15 protein-coding genes and 1 tRNA gene are annotated in these 20077 nt (G+C 62.1%); 8 read left to right on the top strand and 8 right to left on the bottom strand.

The genetic code is table 11. The features are described 5' to 3' along the window. Positions 1–38 precede the first annotated feature (38 nt). Both M2332_RS10860 and hisC read right to left on the bottom strand, forming a co-directional pair. On the bottom strand, positions 39–947 hold the full coding sequence (locus M2332_RS10860) for a prephenate/arogenate dehydrogenase family protein (RefSeq protein ID WP_264574046.1): 909 nt from the start codon (positions 945–947) through the stop codon (positions 39–41). Beyond that, entirely contained in the window at positions 947–2062 is a 1116-nt protein-coding gene (gene hisC / locus M2332_RS10855; RefSeq protein ID WP_264574045.1) for a histidinol-phosphate transaminase, read from the bottom strand. Before hisC ends, M2332_RS10860 begins: the two co-directional genes overlap by 1 nt. A gap of 138 nt (positions 2063–2200) precedes the next feature. Here hisC and metX point away from each other — a divergent pair, with 138 nt between their 5' ends. From metX to M2332_RS10830, 5 genes are all read left to right on the top strand, one after another. Further along, complete coding sequence (metX, locus tag M2332_RS10850) at positions 2201–3340, top strand: homoserine O-acetyltransferase MetX (RefSeq protein ID WP_264574044.1); 1140 nt, start codon at positions 2201–2203, stop codon at positions 3338–3340. 5 nt (positions 3341–3345) lie between these two features. Further along, a complete protein-coding gene (locus M2332_RS10845; RefSeq protein WP_181561564.1) occupies positions 3346–3798 on the top strand; it encodes a GNAT family N-acetyltransferase in 453 nt (150 codons plus the stop codon). Beyond that, positions 3791–4384, top strand: a complete 594-nt coding sequence (gene metW, locus M2332_RS10840) for a methionine biosynthesis protein MetW (RefSeq protein WP_264574043.1) — start codon at positions 3791–3793, stop codon at positions 4382–4384. Before M2332_RS10845 ends, metW begins: the two co-directional genes overlap by 8 nt. Before the next feature lie 136 nt (positions 4385–4520). Further along, positions 4521–5744: a multidrug effflux MFS transporter gene (locus tag M2332_RS10835; protein WP_264571617.1), complete on the top strand. Its 1224-nt coding sequence runs from the start codon at positions 4521–4523 to the stop codon at positions 5742–5744. Between the two features lie 115 nt (positions 5745–5859). Then, on the top strand, positions 5860–6726 hold the full coding sequence (locus M2332_RS10830; protein WP_264574042.1) for a pirin family protein: 867 nt from the start codon (positions 5860–5862) through the stop codon (positions 6724–6726). A 16-nt stretch (positions 6727–6742) separates the two neighbouring features. Here M2332_RS10830 and M2332_RS10825 read toward each other — a convergent pair. Further along, positions 6743–6818: transfer RNA gene (locus tag M2332_RS10825), tRNA-Val, on the bottom strand. A 415-nt stretch (positions 6819–7233) separates the two neighbouring features. Between M2332_RS10825 and M2332_RS10820 the strand changes: the two genes are divergently transcribed. Beyond that, positions 7234–8382 carry a S8 family peptidase gene (locus tag M2332_RS10820; RefSeq protein WP_319801489.1) on the top strand — a complete coding sequence of 383 codons (1149 nt, stop codon included), beginning with the start codon at positions 7234–7236 and terminating at the stop codon, positions 8380–8382. On the opposite strand, the gene dcd is transcribed toward M2332_RS10820, so the two are convergent. The 4 genes from dcd to rtcR all read right to left on the bottom strand — a co-directional run bounded on the left by dcd (position 8379) and on the right by rtcR (position 13950). Continuing rightward, on the bottom strand, positions 8379–9032 hold the full coding sequence (dcd, locus tag M2332_RS10815) for a dCTP deaminase (protein ID WP_264574041.1): 654 nt from the start codon (positions 9030–9032) through the stop codon (positions 8379–8381). The two genes, M2332_RS10820 and dcd, sit on opposite strands and share 4 nt — an antisense overlap. Further along, positions 9029–10360 (bottom strand): hypothetical protein, encoded by a 1332-nt coding sequence (locus M2332_RS10810; RefSeq protein WP_264574040.1) that lies wholly within the window; start codon positions 10358–10360, stop codon positions 9029–9031. Before M2332_RS10810 ends, dcd begins: the two co-directional genes overlap by 4 nt. Positions 10361–10366: 6 nt before the next feature. Further along, positions 10367–10804, bottom strand: coding sequence for a hypothetical protein (locus M2332_RS10805; RefSeq protein WP_264574039.1), 438 nt, complete (start codon positions 10802–10804; stop codon positions 10367–10369). Between the two features lie 1517 nt (positions 10805–12321). Then, entirely contained in the window at positions 12322–13950 is a 1629-nt protein-coding gene (gene rtcR / locus M2332_RS10800; RefSeq protein ID WP_319801488.1) for an RNA repair transcriptional activator RtcR, read from the bottom strand. 308 nt (positions 13951–14258) lie between these two features. On the opposite strand from rtcR, the gene M2332_RS10795 reads away from it, so the two are divergent. Both M2332_RS10795 and rtcA read left to right on the top strand, forming a co-directional pair. Next, positions 14259–15488, top strand: a complete 1230-nt coding sequence (locus tag M2332_RS10795) for an RtcB family protein (RefSeq protein WP_264574038.1) — start codon at positions 14259–14261, stop codon at positions 15486–15488. 28 nt (positions 15489–15516) lie between these two features. Then, positions 15517–16530, top strand: coding sequence for an RNA 3'-terminal phosphate cyclase (rtcA, locus tag M2332_RS10790; protein ID WP_264574037.1), 1014 nt, complete (start codon positions 15517–15519; stop codon positions 16528–16530). A 102-nt stretch (positions 16531–16632) separates the two neighbouring features. Here rtcA and M2332_RS10785 read toward each other — a convergent pair whose 3' ends face one another. After that, positions 16633–20028, bottom strand: coding sequence for an acyl-[ACP]--phospholipid O-acyltransferase (locus M2332_RS10785; protein WP_264574036.1), 3396 nt, complete (start codon positions 20026–20028; stop codon positions 16633–16635). Between the last annotated feature and the right edge of the window lie 49 nt (positions 20029–20077).

The raw sequence follows: 20077 nt of genomic DNA, 5'->3' as shown, positions 1-20077 counted from the left end.
ATACGCCGCGGAAGCGATCACTGTGTTTGGGCGGCCGATTATTCGTGCTGCCGGCCGAAGTCAGGCGCGGCGTCGTCCTGCCCTTGCTCGATGATCGAGCGGCGGATCGCCCGCGTCTTGCTGAAATGCTCGAACAGCGCGTCGCCATCGCCCCAGCGAATGGCCCTTTGCAGTTGCGAGAGATCCTCCGAGAAGCGCTGAAGCATCTCCAGCACCGCGTCCTTGTTGGTGAGGAAGACATCGCGCCACATGGTGGGATCGGATGCGGCGATGCGGGTGAAGTCGCGAAAGCCGCCGGCCGAATATTTGATGACTTCGCTGCGCGTCACGCTCTCCAGATCATTGGCCGTGCCCACGATCGTATAAGCGATGAGGTGCGGCAAATGGCTGGTGACGGCCAGCACCAGATCATGATGCGCGGCATCCATGATCTCGACATTGGCGCCCAGTCGCTGCCACAGCGCCTCGACCCGCGTGACCGCAACCGGATCGGTCCCGGCCGGCGGCGTGAGGATACACCAGCGGTTGCGGAACAGCGTCGCAAACCCTGCCTCCGGGCCGCTATTCTCCGTGCCGGCAACCGGATGTGCCGGCACCAGCGTCACGTCGGGCAGGACCCGGTGGATGTCGGCAATGATGCTCGCTTGGGAGGAGGCCACCTCCGAGAAGATGACATCGGCTGCCAGATCGTCGCGAATGGCCTCGGCAACGGGTGCCATCGCGCCGGGGGGGACGCACAGCACAACCAGATCGGCGTCGATCACCGCCGCCCCGGGCGTGTCCGTCACATCGTCGCATAGGTCGATCCGGCGCGCGGTCTCCCGCACTTCCGGATTGGCATCGTGCCCGACCACCCGCACGGTCGGCGCATAGGCCCGCAGGGCGCGCGCCAGCGACGAGCCGATCAGGCCCAGTCCGATGATGGAAACGCGCGAAAAGGGCAGCATCAGGCGCCGACGATCCGGCGGAGTGCAGCGACGAGCCCCTTCATGTCTTCCGGCGTGCCGATGGTGATGCGCAGGCCGTTGGGCAGATCCTGCCCGGGCAGCCAGCGCACGATATAGCCCGCGTCCATCAGGCCCTTATAGGCCGTCTCGGCGCTCGTCTTGCCCTCGAACAGTACGAGGCTGAAATTGGCCTTGGATGGCACGGCGCGCAGCCCCTTGTTGCTAAGCGCCCCGATCTCGGTCTCGAACCAGGCGCGCCATTCGCTGTTGTGCGCGCGGCTCTTCTCCACGAAGTCCTGGGCCTCCAGCGCCGCGACCGCCGCGCGGGACGAGGCGATGGGGAAGGAGAAGGGCTGGCGAATACGATGCATCGCGTCGATCACCGCCGCGCTGGCATAGCCCCAGCCCACCCGGCCGGCAGCAAGGCCGAAGATCTTGGAGAAGGTGCGCGTGACCAGCACATTGGGTGCGGTGCGGGCCAGCTCCAGCCCGCCATCGTCATCCTCGGCGTCGAGATATTCGCTATAGGCCTGATCCAGCACCAGCAGCACATGCGGCGGCAGTCCGGCATGCAGGCGGGCGATCTCCGCGCGGGGCGTGAACGTGCCGGTCGGGTTGTTCGGATTGGCGAGGAACACCAGCCGGGTGCGATCCGTGACATGGGCCAGGATGGCATCGACATCCGTCGCATAATCCTTGTCCGCCACCTCGACGGGCACCGCGCCGACGCGACGCGTCGCGATGGGGTAGACGGAGAAGCCATAGCGCATGAAAATGATCTCATCGCCCGCGCCCGCGAAGGTGCCGGCAGCCATGTGCAGCACTTCATCCGACCCCGTGCCGTAGATGATCCGTGCCGGATCGAGCCCATGCCGCTGCGCAATCGCCTCGCGCAGTTCCACCGCAGCGGAGTCGGGATAGCGCTCCAGGCAGTCGGCAGCGGAGCGGAATGCCGCGCGCACTGGCTCGGCTGTGCCGAAGGGATTTTCATTGGACGAAAGCTTCACGACCTCGCGGCCATCGTCCGCCTTCGACTTGCCCGGCACATAAGGCGCGATGGCCATGATCCAGTCTTTGGCGGCGGGTGCGGCGGGCTTTTGGAGATCGTCTGTCATGGCGTGGCGCTTTAGCCCCGCTGTGCGCAATTGGCAAAGGCCTGTGCGATTCGCCCAAACCTCCGCGAGGATGCGGTCCACCGCCCCGCCCGGCCGGCCCGATTGACAATGCCCGTTCTTCGGCTCAAGCGCTGGATCATGTCCATGGAGAGTGCCATCGCTTCCACAGACCAGCGCTTCGGCCTGCGGCGGTCTATCCGGCTGGCAGGGCCGCTCCGGCTCGATAGCGGCGCCAGCCTGACGCCCGTCGAGATCGCTTACGAAACCTATGGCACGCTGAACGCGCAGGGCAGCAATGCCGTGCTGATCTGCCATGCGCTGACCGGCGACCAGTTCGTGGCGTCGGAACATCCGGTGACCGGCAAGGCCGGCTGGTGGACACGCGCCGTGGGACCCGGCAAGCCGATCGACCCCGAGCGGCATTTCATCATCTGCGCCAATGTGTTGGGCAGTTGCCTCGGCTCTTCCGGCCCGGCCAGCATCGATCCTGCCACCGGCGCGCCTTTTGCGATGCGCTTTCCCGTCATCACCATCGCCGACATGGTCCGCGCGCAGGCGATGCTGCTCGATCATCTGGGCGTGGCCCAGCTTGCCGCTGTGGTCGGCGGCTCGATGGGCGGGATGCAGGCGCTGGCATGGCCGACCCTCTATCCGGAGCGCGTGCGCGCCGTGCTGGCGATTGCCACTACCGCCCGTCACAGCGCGCAAAACATCGCCTTTCACGAAGTGGGGCGCCAGGCGATCATGGCCGACCCGCGCTGGCGCGGTGGCGACTATTATGCGAGCGGCGAGCCCCCGGCTGCGGGCTTGGCGGTGGCGCGCATGGCCGCGCACATCACCTATCTTTCCGAAGCCGGGCTGACCGAAAAGTTCGGCCGCAAGCTGCAGGCGCGGGAGACGAAGACCTTCGGCTTCGATGCCGACTTTCAGGTTGAGAGCTATTTGCGCCACCAGGGCATCAGCTTCGTCGAGCGGTTCGACGCCAACAGCTATCTCTACATCACGCGGGCGACAGATTATTTCGATCTGGCAGAGGATCATGGCGGCAGTCTGGCCAATGCGTTCGCGCGGACGCAGGCGCGCTTTTGCATCATCAGCTTCGACACCGACTGGCTCTACCCGACGACAGAATCGCGCAACATCGTCCACGCGCTCCATGCGGCCGGTCGGGCCGCGACCTTCGTCGAGCTGTCGAGCCCCTTTGGCCATGACAGCTTCCTGCTGGACGCGCCCGAGATGAATCGCGTTCTGGATGGCTTCCTACGAGGCGGTGCGTGACAGAGATGCCCGACCACATCGAGCTGAGCGACGATCCGGCCCGGTTGGACCGCGCACGCATTCATGGCTGGCTGGCCTCGAGCTATTGGTCGCCCGGCATTGCCCGCGCGCTGGTGGACCGGGCCATTGACGGATCGCACTGCCTCGGCGCCTATCGCAATGGCCAGATCGGCTTCGCCCGCATGATCACCGACCATGCCACTTTTGCCTGGCTGAGCGACGTGTGGATCGATGAAGCCGCGCGCGGGGCTGGACTGGCACGCCGCATGGTCCAGTGGTTTCTCGATCATCCTGATTTCCAGGGCATCCGGCGTATCGGCCTCACCACGCTCGATGCGCATGGCGTCTATGCCCCGCTAGGATTCCGCAGTCCGCGAAGGCCGGACCGCTATATGGAACGGCTCGACCCCGCCTTTGACACGCTGCTGAATGGCGAAGAGACTCCGCCGCATGACTGACGGCCTGCGTCCGGATCTTGCGCTGATCGCGCGCCATGTCACCACGGGCTCTCGGGTGCTGGACGTGGGTTGCGGCGATGGCGCCCTCATGGCGGCGATGCGCGACGGAGCACACGCGGATGTGCGCGGGCTGGAGATCGATCCGGCCAATGTTGCGGCGGCCGTCGGGCGCGGCCTGCCGGTCGTTCAGGGCGATGCCGACACCGACCTTGGCTATTATCCAGACAAGAGCTTCGATTTCGCGATCCTCAGTCAGACGCTCCAGACCACGCGGCGGCCTGACAAGGTGATCGAGCAACTGCTGCGTATCGGCAAACAGGCGTTCGTGTCCTTCCCCAATTTCGCGCACTGGCGCGGGCGCCTCTCGCTGATGTGGGGCGGGCGGATGCCGGTGACGCCGCTGCTACCCGAGCGCTGGTACGACACGCCAAACATCCACCACCTCACCATCAACGATTTTCGGGCGCTGGTGCGTGAGCGCGGCTGGACCATCGATGCCCAATGGTTCCTCAACCATGGCCGAACGACGGGATCGGCCAATGCCAATCTGTTCGCCGAACACGCCGTCTTCCTGCTGCATGCCTGATGGGCGCCACACCCCCCTTCCGAACCATGCTGCAGTGCAACAACGGGGTGGCCAGATGGCAACAGGCGGTGCATAGGGCGTGCCACGAACAGAACAGCGAAACGACGACATGACTGCTGCGGCTAAACCCTTTCCCATGAACGAACGTGAATTTGTCGGCCTGATGGCGTCGATCATGGCGCTCAATGCGCTCGCCATCGATGCGATGCTGCCGGCCTTCCCCGCGATTCGCGCATCCCTGAACGTGGCCGATCCCAATTCGCTGCAATATATGATCACGGCCTATATGCTGGCCAATGCCGTCGGATCGCTGGTCGCCGGCCCGCTGGCGGACCGGTTCGGGCGCAGGCCGATGCTGCTGCTCAGCATTACCTTTTCGGCGCTCGGCGGCCTCGCCAGCGCTCTGGCGCCGACCTACGAGATGCTGCTCACGATGCGCGCGGTGCACGGCTTCTTTGCCGCGGGCCTGGGCGTACTCGCCGTGTCCGTGATCCGCGATCGCTACTCGGGCGACACCATGGCGCGGCTGATGAGCGTGATCTTCATCATCTTCATGCTGGTGCCAGTCATCGCTCCCTCCGTGGGTCAACTGGTGCTGACCGTGGCATCCTGGCGCGAGATCTTCCTCGTCTTGGCGGCTTACGCCAGCATCGTGCTGGTGTGGACATGGCGCCGGCTGCCCGAAACGCTAGATGAAGACCAGCGCCAGCGCATTTCCCTGCCGGTCATCGCCCGCAACTGGGCGGCGGTCGTCAAGGATCGTCAAGGCCTGGGCTATATGCTCGGCGCGGGGATCATGATGGGCGGCATGTTCGGCTTCCTGAACAGCGCGCAGCAAATCTTCTTCGACGTGTTCGATGCCGGGGCTTTCTTCCCGCTCGCCTTCGCCTGCGTGGCGGGGTCGATGGCGGTGGCGAACTTCTCGAACAGCCGCATCGTCGAGCGCTTCGGTGCGCGCAGGGTTTCGCACCTCGCGCTCATCTTCTTCATCGTCGTCAGCATTGCCCAGCTGCTGGCCAGCCAGATGCATCCCGAGCCGCTGCTGCTGTTCATGGTGCTGATCGCGCTCAACATGGGCATGGTCGGCTTCACCGGATCGAACTTCGGCTCGATCGCCATGGAGCCCTTCGGTCACATCGCCGGGTCGGCCGCCAGCTTCCAGAGCTTTGCGCGCATGGCGATTGCGACGCTGATCGGGGCGGCGACCGGACAACGGTTCGATGGCACCACCCAGCCACTTGCGGAAGGCTTCATGGCCACCGGTCTGGTCGCGCTCGTCTTCATCCTGCTGGCCGAACGCGGACGCCTCTTCACCCGCCCGCGCCGCAACGCCATGCGGCCCCCACTGCCGCCGCGCTGAGCGGTCTCGGGCGAGCGCCGGACGAGCAGCTGCGCCGTCCGTCCTTCATTTCCTGAGGCCCTCACCCTATCTGAATGGGGAAAGGCTGGCCCGTGCCCGCCTGCGGAGATCGTTCGTGCGCAAGGCAATTCTCGGCCGTTACGGCAACAATCAGGGTCACTGGGTCGGCGATGGCTTCCCGGTTCGCTCGCTCTTTTCCTATCATGACCTCGGGCAACAGATCAGCCCGTTCCTGCTGCTCGATTATGCTGGGCCGCACGCGTTCGAACCGACCCAGGCGCGGCGGGGCGTGGGACAGCATCCCCATCGTGGCTTCGAGACGGTCACCATCGTGTATGATGGTGAAGTGGAACATCGCGATTCCACGGGCAATGGCGGCATCATCGGCCCTGGCGACGTGCAGTGGATGACGGCCGCCGGCGGCATTCTGCACGAGGAGTTCCATTCGCCCGCCTTCGCGCGCGCCGGTGGTCCGTTCCGGATCGTGCAGCTCTGGGTGAACCTGCCCGGCAAGGACAAGATGGGGCCGGCGGGTTATCAGGCGATTTCGGCCGAAGACATTCCCACCGTCGACCTCGGTGCTGCTACGGGTATCGCACGCATCATCGCGGGTGCCCTTGGCGACGCTCAGGGGCCGGCCCGTACCTTCACGCCCATCAACGTGTGGGATGTACGGCTGACCGCAGGCGCGGACACGACGCTCGCTCTGCCGGAGGGACACATTGCTCTGATCGTCGCGCTGACTGGCCGGCTCACGATCAATGGCACCCAGCCGCTTGATGAGGCCGAGGTTCTGCTGCTGGGCCAAGATGGCAAGGATGTTCAAATCCAGGCCGCAGGTGAGTCGAGCCTGCTCGTCCTCACCGGTGAACCGATCGACGAACCGATTGTCGGCTACGGGCCCTTCGTGATGAACAGCAAAGCGGAAATCCACGCCGCGATCAATGATTTCAACAGCGGACGGTTTGGCGCGCCCGTGTGATCGCCGGACAGGATGCTGGTGGGCGATGACGGGCTCGAACCGCCGACATTCTCGGTGTAAACGAGACGCTCTACCAACTGAGCTAATCGCCCCCTCGCGGGAATTCCCGCGCTTTCTAGGTTTTCCACCAGCAGGTCAAGGGCACATAAGCGGAACAGAGCCGTAACATTTGGCCGTAGGCGGATCTGAGAGTCCCGAACTATTCCCGAAATCTAAAAGCTCGGCAGCTTGCCGTGTTGCAGTAATGTCGGGTGGTCCGAATAGTAGCCATTTATGAGTGCGGGTTGGCACATCGGACGCTCCCGATGGTGAACCGACGTATCTGCTAAGCGTCCCAGGTCAGGCACTTGGTCGGGCAGCCCGACAGCCTTTAGAGCGGTCGCAAACTGTGGGGCCTCATCCATCTCAGCCACTGCTGGTTCAGCTGGCCGATCTGCAAGACGCTTGACCTGCCCCCCTCGACCAAGGATCGTGGTATGTGCCGCTTTTTCCGGCTGAGGAAGGTTCATGGAATTCGAGGATTGGATTGTTCTTCGCGCGCCGCCCGGTGCAAAAATGGTCGATAGCGACATGATGGACTCCCGGGACGCCGGACTACCGTCGGTCGAACTCCACAGTATTCCCGTCTCCGCTGTCGCCGACCTTGAGCGCGATCCGACCACCCTAGCCGCCGCACCGGACATGCCGACGCTTCTAATCGAGCCGAGGGTTAGCGGGAGTACGCCCGCCCCCTTATGGGGTATCACTGCCGTCGGGGCCGACGCCTCTGCGCACGACGGTACGGGTGTGATAGTCGCAGTGCTGGACACCGGCATCGACATCGCCCACCCGAGTTTCGCCGGCGTAGACATTGTCCAGGCGGACTTCACAAGGACTGGGCTCGGCGACGGGCATGGCCACGGCACCCACTGCGCCGGCACAGTGTTCGGGCGGGACGCCGGCGGCGGCCGCATCGGAGTAGCGCCCGGCATCAAGCGTGCGCTCATTGGAAAGGTGCTGGACCAAGCCGGACAGGGATCCACACTGATGGCCGTAAGGGGTCTGGAGTGGGCAGCGGACAAAGGTGCGCACATCGCGTCGCTCTCGCTAGGTCTAGACGTACCCGGAGTGGTCCAGCAGCTCATCGCGAAGGGATGGTCGGAGAAGCTTGCAGCGGCACGCGGTCTCGACCTCTTTAGACGCAACGTCCGCCTGCTGGACAAGCAGATGACCTTCCTCCTCGAACGGCCTGAGCATGGGCTCGGCATGCTGGTGATCGCGGCGAGCGGCAATGAGAGCGACCGAGCCTCCAATCCAAACTTCAGAATTCCTGCGTCACTCCCCGCTGCGGCGGAAGGCGTGATTGCCGTCGGGGCTCTGGAGCAATCACCGGCGGGCCTGACTGTCGCAGGCTTCTCGAATACGCTGCCGACCGTCTGCGGACCAGGCGTGGCGATTAGGTCGGCTTGGCCTGGTAGCGGCTATCGCGAACTCGACGGCACGAGCATGGCTTGCCCCCATGTCGCAGGTATCGCAGCTCTCTGGTGGCAGGCGCTGGGTCCGCATGCAAACGCGCGGGCGGTCCACGCAAAGGTAATCGGCACCGCCTGCATGACGGACCTTGCGCCGGGCTATGATCACACCGACGTCGGAATGGGCATGGTTAGAGCCCCCTAGTCCTGCGTCGTACTGTCTCCGCGCTCAAGTGCCCCAATCTTATCAGGCAGGAAAGGAAGCTCATCCTTTTTAGCCAGCGCGCCCTGCCAAGGACTGAATGAGCCCGTGAATTGGGGTTTATCCTTTCGCGGCTCTTGACCAACCACCTCGGAGAACGCGATCTGCGCGATCTTTAGTCCGGGGTAGAGCGCGATCGGAATTTGGCCGAGGTTCGCGAGCTCTAGCGTCACAATGCCTTGGTAGCCGGGCTCGATAAGTGTCGCGGTTGCGATGCTCAGGCCTTCGCGCGCCCAAGTAGAACGGGCGGTCACCTCACCCATGAGGTCGAACGGGATGCTCACCCATTCGAGCGTCGGCACGAGGGCCAAAGCGCCAGGGTGGAGCAGAAGTTCGGCGCCGAAGGGCAGTTCGTATCTCTCATGCTTCTGCTGGCGACGCATTTCCGCGAGATAGGGACTCTGCCTCGTCTCGGACTTGGCCAGTGCCGGGTCCACGTGTGACGAGCCCCGTGCCCTCGCCATCAGCGCCACGTTTCCCATCCGCAGGTCAATGCTCGACGTCCCAATCTGGGTGGGCGACAGGAGTGGCGTGACGGCGAGCCTCTTGTCCCTGATTCGCTCGATAATCTGGCGTCGGCCCAGAATGCTCAAAGTTTGCGCCTCCCCGCTGACAAGTCTATAGCCTGCTGCTGCAGCAGCGCTAGGTCGCACAGCTGGTTCAGGGAGTAGAAGTCCAGCGGTTGAGCGTCGAGCGCCTCATGCCCCAGCCAGTAGGTCCAGCCTGCGTAGAGCTGCTCCTCCAACCGTACCGGATGCGTCGTTGACACTCCCTCCTCGTCGACTTCTTCGCGGATTGGCGGGAGATGCTTACCGATCCGCCCGACTAGGTCGGCAAGAACATCCTCGCTCGGTCGTTGCGCCAGCGGTGTCCCCGTCGCGTTGAAGTGCCGGCTGATTGTCGCCATCGCTTCGCAGAGTTGATCGGGTGTGAACACCTCAGTCCAAGACTCTACCGGGCCTCCAATATAGTCGATCAGGCTGCGTTCGGCGTTTAAGAGCTCTGAGTTCGCAGCTGTCGCTACGGGATCGAGCCAGCCTAGCACCCTTAGCGCACTGACAAGCACCGACCGGCGGAGCGCGTAGGACGGGTGCGACGTCTTCTCAATCTCGATCTGGTGTGGGTTCTTGCACGACGGCTCCAGATACGTTCGATGCGCTGCAACGAAAGCCGGACCGAAGATCGCGAGTCCGAACAGGTCGCAGATCAGTTCAACGATCCAGTGCTCCAGGCTGGCTTCCGTGATGACAGCCGTAATGCCTTTCATTCTCTGCTTTACCCGCTCGGGAGCGTCCTCGCTCCGCAGCCATGCCATCACGGAAGCCGCGTCGCGCAGGTGTCCCTCTCGCCGGAGTATTTTGGTAAGCTGGATGCTTAGCGGGTCGCTGCTGAAGAGATCGCTGGCACGCGACGAGTAGAAGGTGGCGTGACCCAACTCGTGGCCGAAGAGCGCATGCATCAGCACGTGGTGCTTGAGTTGTCTAGGGAACGCGACGGTATAGAGTCGGCGTCGCTTGTTCGGTCCCATGACCTTTTCGCTGGTAATCTGGTAGCTGGTGCCTTCCGCGATCATGTGAATGATAGGCTGATGCCCGCCTTCGAGTCCCTCGTTTTCGAGCAGGAGCGGACTTGCGATCACGCGTATGGCATCGGCGAAAGGCCATGAAAACTCACCAAGGTGAGAGCGCTCGATCAGTGTGAGGCGGTTCGCCAAATCCCACAGCTGCGAGACGATGGCGGACACCGGCGCCGCACCGCCTTGACCCAAACGCTCGAGCTCTGCTTGGATGCCGTCCAGTCTGAAACGGCACTCCTCGTAGTAGTCGACGGTCTGTCCGGGTCCGTAGTCGTAGCGGAGACTTTCGTCGAGCGCGCGCCTGACGTTTTCATACTCCTCTTGGACATACAGAAAGGGAGCCAAGAGAAATCAGGCCTGCAACTCGTCGAGAAGCGTCGTGAAGAAGGTCTCTGTGCGGGCGACTTCCGTCGCATCGGGATGGTCGCCTTCGCGCGGAAACGCCGTCATGCGCAGCACGACCTTCATCTCGTCGATCGCCTTGCTGGGATCACTCCCGGCGAACGCACTGCCGAATGCTGCGTCGAGGGCATGCTTCAGGTCGGCGACGTTACGGTCGGTCGATGTGAGTAGCGAAGTCAGTGCACCATCGTCCTCCGGATGGCCCTCCTCAGAGTATCCGTAGAAGCCGTGGGCACGGTAGCCGACCAGAAGGCGATACATGTTGTTGATCGCGTTACCGACAAGTGCGTCGTTACGATCATGCCGCAGACCCTCAAGTGTCATCGACGCGAGAAGCCTTGCCGCATCGCGGGCATCGTTCTGCTCGTAGGCCGCCATCATCGGCATGCGCCGATCCTCCTCATCAATTCGGGTGAGAACATATAGCGAACATGAATAAATTTCACCAGCCCACCTTTAGCCGCCAAATTCTAGCCGTTTGACACTCTGGAATCAACCTCGATTCCCTTGGAAACCGAACATCTTGAAAAGCCATCGTTCTTTCAGCTCCTTTTTGAATAATGCGAATGCCGCCTCATCGGAGCCCAGGCCCAGCGATCTCACATGTCTCGTAAACGCGAGTTTAAGCGCAGGGTTTCCGACGTGAAAAGTAACCCGTCGCCGCGTGTCGCCAACGCCGTCCGAACAGCGCCGTGGGCGGGGGCGGGGGCGGGATATGCGACCCAGCTCGCTAGCCTGGAGTTCGCGCTGTATCACGAGCGAGCAAACCGCTGCACGCGTCAATTCGATCGACTTCGCGTATTCGTCAAGCGCTGCAACCTCCTCGTCGGTCATGTAGCATCCGATCTGCGCCAAGACGCGGTTATCCCCTTTCCGATGGCCAAGTCACCTCGCCGCGACTCGAATCCGCCCTGTGCGAGTTTGGTTGCGTCCCGACGCATTGCCAAGTGGGGTCCGCAGACGAACGTTCGCTCCGCATTAATTGTCACCCGAAGCTGCCGGTAGGAAACCGGCCCAGTTCCGTCGTGAGAGGCTAATGAATGAATGACACGTACCATTGAACAAATCCGACCCGGAGCTCCGCTATGGCGGCGAAATACCTGAGCTGTCCGCTGGTCCAGATATTGTCGTTGAACTTGCGGTGTGGGACCAAGCCAATGTTAAACCCGCGATGTTTCTCTCCGTCTCTCAACTAGGGGTCGGGAAAAACATAATATCCATAACATGGACCTAATTTCAAATGCTTACACGATAACATCTACCATAATATTACCATAACCAGATTATGTCTTTTGAACGTGACATCTCGGTTTCGAAAAGTCCTTTCTTTTCAATGAGATTATGTTTTTCACCTCCTCGAGGTTATCGAAGATTATGGTCGAACCATAACCACAGAAATGGCAGTTTTCTGGGGCTTACAGCGCAATGTTTCCGCGAGATTATGGATGTTATGGTTTTCCCGACCCCATCCCCCGGCCTTGGGCGGAAGAGGAAAAATTCAGAAATTTTGCGACGTGATTGGGCGCTCAGAAAAGATCGACCGATATCGCATTCAAGCAGGTGCTAGTGTGCATCAGAATGCATCTGCGGAGCACCCATATATTCGGCAACTCCGTCCGGCTCTTAGGCCGGGTTCCGGCGCCTGTGAAAATGCATCAAAACCGACACAAAAAGCGCGCGGGCGAGGCGGGGGGAAAAGCGTGTCGCGAGGGGTAGCGGCGGGGCTCGCAACGATTAACTAAGCTGCCCTTCGTTGCCACATCCGAGCCAACTAACCTCCTATCGAGGATCGCGTCTGGTTCCGTGCTCTTTCCTCCCAGCTGAGTAGGCACTGCTCCTGCCCACATAATCGCCGCCGGAAGCTCCCGCAGTTCACAGTAGGGCATTCCGCAAATCGGCCGTTCTCAAGCGACGACGGTTGCCCAGTCCAAACCGAAGCGAGCGAGATACTTCCGGAGGCGGTCGGCATCATTGGCGCTGCTGCGCTTGGCTCTGGAAACGCAAAAGAGATGGCGGCCAGCCTCGGAGAGAGACCTGCTCGACCGGCAGATGCGGATCGTCTCGGCAAGTTGAACCCGATCGAAGGGATCGACATCCGCAAGCGCTTCGGCCCCGAGCAGATCAACAAGGTCATCATCGCTTTGGCCCGATGCACCAGACCAAAGACGCTTGAGGCGTAGAATCTCGCTCTCCACACACTCAAGATCGATGCGTCCGCGCGGCGAGAGCGTCGCCATCCTGGTCACGCTGGCCGCCAAGTCACGGAAGTTGCCAAGCCAGAGGGCTTCTGGCGACGTGCCAAAAGCAAGATAGCGCTGACGCGCCTCCTTGTTGAAGCTGACGCGTTCACCCTCCCGTTCGGCGAACCGATCGAGCTCATAGTCGAGATTAGGCCCGATATCCTCACGGCGGCTGGCAAGTCCTGGCAGGGTGAACGTCCACAGGTTGAGGCGGGCGTACAGATCTTCTCGACAGGCTCCCGATGCCACGGCCTGGCCAAGATCGCGATTGGTGCCGGCAATGAGCTGAAAATCGGATCCGACTTCCTTGTCGGCACCGACCGGCAGGAAACGCTTGTCCTCGATGGCGCGCAGGATCATCGCCTGCTCATCGGCGCCGAGTTCTCCGATCTCGTCAAGGAACAGCATGCCCTTGTCCGCGGTCCGCAGCAGGCCCGCTCGGTCGGCAGCCGCGCCGGTGAAGGCGCCCTTGCGATGCCCGAACAGCGCCGACATCGCGCTGTCGCCCTTGAGCGTCGCGCAATTCACCTCGACAAAAGGTCCGGCCACCTGGTGCTTCAGGCGTTTGAGCTCGTAGATACGACGGGCCAGCAGACTTTTGCCGGCACCAGTTGGCCCCATGAGCAGGACTGGTGCGCGCGAGCGAGACGCGACATGCTCGATCTCATCGATCATGTGATTGAAGGCGAGGTTCCTCGTATCAATCCCGCTCTTGAGGAACGACGCGCTGTCCGCACTCGCGACGGCAAAGCGCGTGGCGATGCTGTCATATCGTGACAGGTCCAGATCGATTGCCGCCCATGTTCCGGCCGGATTGATGCTGCCACGGGAGGGCTGGGTTTGCAGCAACCGGCCCGGCAGATAGCGTGCCTCTGTCAACAGGAAGAGGCAGATTTGGGCTACGTGCGTGCCGGTGGCGATGTGGATCAGATAGTCCTCAGTGTCAGGATCGAACACCTCGCCCTGTGCGAAGTCGAGCAGCTTGCCGTAGACTTCCTCGAAGTCCCACGGGTCCGTAAAATCCAGCAGGCGCGGTTCGACCTGCGTTTCCGGTGAGACCGAGGCGATATCTTTGATGATGAACTCGGCGAGCCGACGATGCGGTGTCCCATGCAGAAGGACGAAGCGATCGACGCGCAGATCTTGATGCATCGTCACAGCAACCGACGGACGCCACTTGTTCCAACGAGACGCATCGAACTTGCTTGCGTCGAGCGTGGAACCCAGAAATCCGATAACCGTAAGGCGCTTCATTATTATCCTGTAAGATAAATCTATAGCTGAAGCGATCATAAAATCTACTTCCTGGAATCGTGTGCCGCCTTCACCAAGGAATACGATTCCATAAATTTTTCTTTGTTATACAGAGGTATGTGCACACACCTCCCTCTCCGCATCGAAAACTGGCACATTCCGTGCTGATATAAATGCATCGAGCGAGGTGATATTTCGACCTTCTCGATAGCGGTGGAGCAAGGGCGGCCGGAATGGGCCGGCCGCCCCAATAGCTCCGTGACAGGGTCTCGCTGAGTCCAGCTGCCCTGATCAGCTTCAGCGTTTGGCAGTCGCCGCATCGCGCAAGGTAATGATAGGAGGTCGGAATGACCGAGATGGCGAATTTTGATGTGCAACATGTGGAGGGTGGTAAGCCGATCAAGATGTGGACCCGCGGCGTGCCGGTCGATGACAAGGCGCGCGAGCAGCTCCGCAAGGCCGCCCAGATGCCGTTCGTGTTCAAGCATGTCGCGGCCATGCCGGACGTTCATGTCGGCATTGGCGCGACCGTCGGTTCGGTCATCCCGACGAAAGGGGCGGTGATCCCGGCGGCGGTCGGCGTCGATATCGGCTGCGGCATGATGGCAGCGCGCACCTCGCTGGTAGCGACCTACCTGCCGGACAATCTCGAGGGCATCCGCTCGGCGATTGAGCGTGCTGTGCCGCATGGACGCAGCGTCAATCGCGGCAAGCGCGATGTCGGTTCGTGGGGCGACCCGCCGGCCGAGATTGTCTCGGCCTGGGCAACGCTCGTGGAGCGATTTGACCGGATCACGGCGAAATATCCGCGGTTCAAGAACACCAACCAGCTTGTCCATCTGGGCACGCTGGGAACCGGCAACCACTTCATCGAGCTCTGCCTCGATACCGAGCAGCGCGTGTGGGTCATGCTCCACTCGGGCTCGCGCGGCGTGGGCAACGCGATTGGCACGTTCTTCATCGAACTCGCCAAGCAGGACATGCGCAAGTGGTTCGTGAACCTGGCCGATGAGGATCTCGCCTACTTCCCGGAAGGAACCGATCATTTCGACGACTATGTCGAGGCGGTCGAGTGGGCGCAGGACTTCGCGGCGCTTAACCGCCGCATGATGATGACCAATGTGATCCGGGCGCTGCGCGGCCAGATCGCGAAGCCTTTCGACGCCGAGCTGGAAGCGGTGAACTGCCATCACAACTATGTGACGCGGGAAAACCACTTCGGCGAGAATGTGCTCGTGACTCGCAAGGGTGCAGTGCGCGCGGCGAAGGGCACGATGGGCATCATTCCGGGTTCAATGGGGGCGAAAAGCTTCATCGTGCGTGGCCTTGGCAACAAGGAATCGTTTGATAGCTGCAGCCATGGCGCGGGCCGCATCATGTCCCGGACCCAGGCCAAGAAGTTGGTGACACTCGACGAGCATATTGCAGACACCGCAGGCGTCGAGTGCCGCAAAGACGAGGGGGTGATCGATGAAACGCCCAAGGCCTACAAGCCGATCGAGGCGGTCATGGCGGCGCAGGCCGACCTCGTCGAGATCGTCCATACGTTAAAGCAGGTGGTGTGCGTGAAGGGGTAACCTCTTCACGCCATCATTGGGGATAGATATGATCATCATCGACGGAGCGGAAGGCGAAGGCGGAGGGCAGGTCGTGCGCAATGCGCTCGCCTTGTCGCTCGTGACCGGCGAGCCTTTCCACATCACCAATATTCGCGGGCGTCGCGAGAAGCCGGGACTGATGCGCCAGCATCTGACCGCGGTCGAGGCGGCGTGCGAGATTGGCAATGTCGAGTGCGAAGGCGTTTCGATCGGTTCATCCGAGATCGTGTTTCGGCCAGGCCCTGTCCGTCCAGGCGATTATCATTTCGCGGTTGGTACTGCCGGCAGCACCGGGCTGGTGCTGCAGACAGTCCTCATGCCGCTGCTGCTGGCCGATGCGCCATCGCACCTCGCGCTGGAGGGCGGCACGCACAACATGATGGCGCCGCCGTTCGAGTTTATCGAACGGGTTTTCCTGCCAATCGTCAATCGCATGGGGCCTCGCGTTACCGCGAAGCTGGTGCGGCACGGTTTCTATCCGCGTGGTGGCGGCAGGATCGAGGTGACAATCGAACCTGCACCCCTTCGGCGCATCGACTGTATCGATCGTGGACCATTGCGGAGCGTGTCCGCGACCGCCCTCTTCGCTGGCCTGCCATTTGATGTCGCGGATCGTGAGCTCAGGACGGCCGCCAAGTTTCTTAGCTGGCCCGAGGAAGCGTTCGCGGTACGGCAACTTCCCGAGAGCGACGGTCCGGGCAATGCCCTACTGCTCGAGGCGGCGTTCGAACATGGCACGGAAATCGTCACAGGGTTTGGCAAACTCGGCGTGTCCGCGGAGTCAATCGCTAAGACGGCCGCCCACCGCATGGCCGGTTACATGGCGTCTACCGCCTTTGCAGGACCTTATCTGGCCGATCAGCTTTTGCTGCCGTTTGCCTTGGCGAAAGGCGGTTCTTTTACCACGGTCAAACCAAGCCAGCACGCCCGGACGGCGGCCGACGTGATTGCGAAATTCACGGGTCAGACCTGGACGTTTGTGCAGGAGGCGAGCGGGGTTCATCTTGTTTCGATGGCGTGAAGAGCCATCGAAACAATCGCTCGTCAGGCCGTGATAACGCGTTGTCTCGCACCGATGTGAACAACGCATCACAAGCGTCAACTCGCAGATTCGCTCCCGACCTTACGTCGCCGCTAGTTCGCCCATCTTGACATAATCAAGCTTGCCCGTGCCCAGAACGGGCAGTGCATCCAGGACGCGAATATCGCGTGGTAGGGAAAGCTCGGTCACGCCATTGGCCCGGCCCCAGCTTTGAAACGCTGCGAAATTGGCGTCCTTGGCCGTGGTGAACATCACCAGCTGCTCGCCTTTCTTCGGGTCCGGTCTGGTCACCACTGCATGTTCGGCCTCAGGCCAGACCTTGGCAGCATAGGCTTCCACGGCCGGAAGGGAGATCATCTCGCCGCCGATCTTCGCGAAGCGCTTGGCGCGGCCGCGTATCGTGACGAAGCCTTCGTCATCGATTGTGACGATATCGCCGGTGTCGTGCCACCCGCCTTCGGGCGGTTGCAGGTCGCCCGGTGCATCAGCTTTCATGTAACCGGCCATGATGTTTGGGCCGCGAATGGAAAGGCGCCCGCCTTCCTCAATGCCGGGCACATCGTCCAGGCGGGCCTCGATGCCGGGAAGCAGCCGTCCGACGGTACCGGAGCGAAAATGCATCGGCGTGTTTACGGCGATCACTGGCCCGGCTTCGGTCGCTCCATAGCCTTCCAGAATGCGTAGTCCAAACTTCTCGGCATAAGCCTTGCGCGTCTCGTCACGCACACGCTCGGCGCCCGCGAAAATGTAACGCAGTGAGTAGAAATCATAGCCGTGCGCCATGCGCGCATAGCCGGAAAGAAACGTGTCAGTGCCGAACAGGATCGTGGCGTTCGCATCATAGGCAAGCGCGGGAACGATCCGGTAATGCAGCGGACTGGGATACAGCACGGTCTTCACGCCGTGGAAGATCGGCAGCAGCGTGCCGCCCGTGAGGCCAAAGCTGTGAAACACCGGCAGGGCGTTCAGCACCACGTCACTCGCATTGAAGTCAATGCGCGCCGCGAGCTGGCGACAATTGGAAAGCAGGTTGCGATGCGTGAGCACGACACCCTTGGGCAGGCCTTCCGATCCGCTGGTAAAGAGGATGACGGCGGGGGTATCCGGCGAGAGGCCCAGGCGCTTGTGGCGGCTCAGCGCGGACCGGCTTGCGAGCTTTGCGCGCAGCTTGGCGCCGAGCCCGATTTGTGCGCCGACATCCTCCAGCCAGACGAAGGCAAGGCCATCGGCCTCCAGCGCTGACACGAGATCGGTCAGCTTCGCCTGCGTAACAAACGCCCGCGCACTGATGATCGTGAGAACCTGCGCGGCAGTGCACGCCGCCCGAATACTGGCGAGGCCGGCTGTGTAGTTGAGCATGGCGGGAACGCGGCCGCCCGATTGTAGCGCGAAGAAGGTCGCAACCACCCCGGAGACATTGGGCATCAGCAGGCCGACCGCCTCACCACGCCGCGTCGTTTCGTTCAAAGGTCTGGCGAGCGCGAGCGACGCGATGATCAGCCGATCGTAGCTCATCGGTTCGCGCTTAACGTCCTCGACCACTTCGGTTTCGCCGGCATGGACTTCGCGCGCCTCAAGCAGCGCCTCGAACAGAGTCATGCGCGTTGACGAAGTGTCGAAGATCATCTGGCTCATCTCGTCATAGAGACGGCGCCCGGCGATGGCACGGCGGGTGCGCGCGGAGTGATCCCCCTCGATGGAGAAGCGACGTGCTGGCAGCACCGTCAGGCGGATCTTGGGGAAGCGCCGAAGGCGCACCTTCCCCTTGAGGCGCGAGAACGGCGTGAACTGTGCGCCATCGATGCGGACGGGGATGATCGGCGCGTCCGCCTTGTCGGCGACCATGCCGGGGCCGTCGAACACTTTCATCAGTGCACCGGTGACGGTGATGCGGCCTTCCGGAAAAATAACCAACGTGCGCCCCTCACGCACGGCCTTCACCATTGCCTTGGCGGAAAGCGGATTGGTGGGGTCGACCGGAAAGGCATCGAAGAGCGGCAGGAAGGGCTTCAGCCACCAGGCCTTGGCGATGCGCGTGTGGACGGCAAAGGTCGGCTTACCAGGCAGGAAGGCTGCCAGCAGCAGGCCATCAAGGAAGGAGACATGATTGACGACGACCACCGCCGGCTCGCCTGCGCGCGGCATATTCTCGGCCCCGAACAGCTCAACGCGGTAAAGGACTTTTAGAATGGATCTGACGATCACCTTGAAGATCGTTTCGGGCAGCAGCCAGCAGGAGATGAGGGCGACCGAGAGCGTCGCAAAGCCAAGTGCGCCGATGACGCCGGGCACGGTGGTGCCCGTCGAGAGAAGGACCGTGGCGACGATGACGACGAGGACGGACACGGCCGCATTGACGATATTATTCGCGGCGATTGTGCGCGAACGCTCCTCGCTCGGCGAATGCGTCTGCAGGATCGTGTACAAGGGCACGATGAACATGCCGCCTGCAACGGCAAGGCCAAGGAGGTCGAAGATGATCCGCCAGCTGCCCGGCGTAGCCAGAAAAGCCGGGACGCCCGCATCGAGCACGACCGACTGGAAAGCACTGGAGGAGAGCCAGAGATCGACCATGAAAGCTGACATGAGCAAGGCCGAAATCGGCACATAGCGGGCCGAAACCTCGCCCTTGAGGAGTGCGTTGACCAGCAACGAGCCCATCGCAACGCTGATCGAGAAGACGACCAGGAAGAGCGTGGCGACGTCCTTGTTGGCCATCAGAACGCCGGAAACGAGCGGCCCGAACTGGGAGAGCAGCACGGCGCCCACGGCGAAGAACCAGCTGATGCCGAGGATCGAAAGCCACACCCCCCGGCCATGCCGCGCAGCCTTCAGGATGTTCCAGGTGCTGGCAAAGATGTTGACATCGATCTTCAGCCCGGGCGCCGTGGCTGGCGCCGCAGGCACGGCAAGGGCCACGAGGAAGCCGATCACCGCAAGGCCGGTGGCGATGACGCCAGCCTCCCACGGGGGGATCTGCTGCGCCAAAAGTTGGCCGCCGAGAATGGCGAGGAAGGTGCCGGCTTCAATCAGACCCACGCCGCCCACGACTTCATTCTCGCGGAGGTGCTGCGGAATGATCGAGTATTTGACGGGCCCGAACAGCGTTGAGTGCATGCCCATCAGGAAGAGCGCGACCAGCAGCACGGGTACCGATTCGAACCAGAAGCCGGCAAGGCCAATCCCCATGATGCCGATCTCGGCTGCCTTCACGAATCTGACCAGGGCAGCTTTGTCACGCGCGTCCGCAATCTGTCCGGCGAGCGCCGAGAACAGGAAATAAGGCGCGATGAAGATGCCGCTCGCGATGACCGAAAGCAGCCCAGCCTGGCTCGCGTCACCCTTGTAGAGAGAGAATGTTGCCAGGAAGAGCAGCGCGAACTTCAGCAGATTGTCGTTGAAGGCGCCGAGGAACTGCACCACGAAAATCGGTGCGAAACGGCGCTTTGTCAGCAGAGAAAATTCCGGAGCGGACATGCAGATCTCCCTTGAAGGCTGTCGCCTAGCAGCGAGTTGACTTTGGAAC

The sequence above is a fragment of the Sphingobium sp. B11D3A genome (genome assembly GCF_025961695.1).
Classification (GTDB): Bacteria; Pseudomonadota; Alphaproteobacteria; order Sphingomonadales; family Sphingomonadaceae; genus Sphingobium.
This window is presented reverse-complemented; position numbering and strand designations above follow the sequence as displayed.

What these genes read in the sequence shown, in the direction of transcription:
- M2332_RS10860 (WP_264574046.1), bottom strand. Translation starts at nt 947, where the DNA reads ATGCTGCCCTTTTCGCGCGTTTCCATCATCGGACTGGGCCTGATCGGC.
- hisC (WP_264574045.1), bottom strand. Translation starts at nt 2,062, where the DNA reads ATGACAGACGATCTCCAAAAGCCCGCCGCACCCGCCGCCAAAGACTGG.
- metX (WP_264574044.1), top strand. Translation starts at nt 2,201, where the DNA reads ATGTCCATGGAGAGTGCCATCGCTTCCACAGACCAGCGCTTCGGCCTG.
- M2332_RS10845 (WP_181561564.1), top strand. Translation starts at nt 3,346, where the DNA reads ATGCCCGACCACATCGAGCTGAGCGACGATCCGGCCCGGTTGGACCGC.
- metW (WP_264574043.1), top strand. Translation starts at nt 3,791, where the DNA reads ATGACTGACGGCCTGCGTCCGGATCTTGCGCTGATCGCGCGCCATGTC.
- M2332_RS10835 (WP_264571617.1), top strand. Translation starts at nt 4,521, where the DNA reads ATGAACGAACGTGAATTTGTCGGCCTGATGGCGTCGATCATGGCGCTC.
- M2332_RS10820 (WP_319801489.1), top strand. Translation starts at nt 7,234, where the DNA reads ATGGAATTCGAGGATTGGATTGTTCTTCGCGCGCCGCCCGGTGCAAAA.
- M2332_RS10805 (WP_264574039.1), bottom strand. Translation starts at nt 10,804, where the DNA reads ATGCCGATGATGGCGGCCTACGAGCAGAACGATGCCCGCGATGCGGCA.
- rtcR (WP_319801488.1), bottom strand. Translation starts at nt 13,950, where the DNA reads ATGATCGCTTCAGCTATAGATTTATCTTACAGGATAATAATGAAGCGC.
- M2332_RS10795 (WP_264574038.1), top strand. Translation starts at nt 14,259, where the DNA reads ATGACCGAGATGGCGAATTTTGATGTGCAACATGTGGAGGGTGGTAAG.
- rtcA (WP_264574037.1), top strand. Translation starts at nt 15,517, where the DNA reads ATGATCATCATCGACGGAGCGGAAGGCGAAGGCGGAGGGCAGGTCGTG.
- M2332_RS10785 (WP_264574036.1), bottom strand. Translation starts at nt 20,028, where the DNA reads ATGTCCGCTCCGGAATTTTCTCTGCTGACAAAGCGCCGTTTCGCACCG.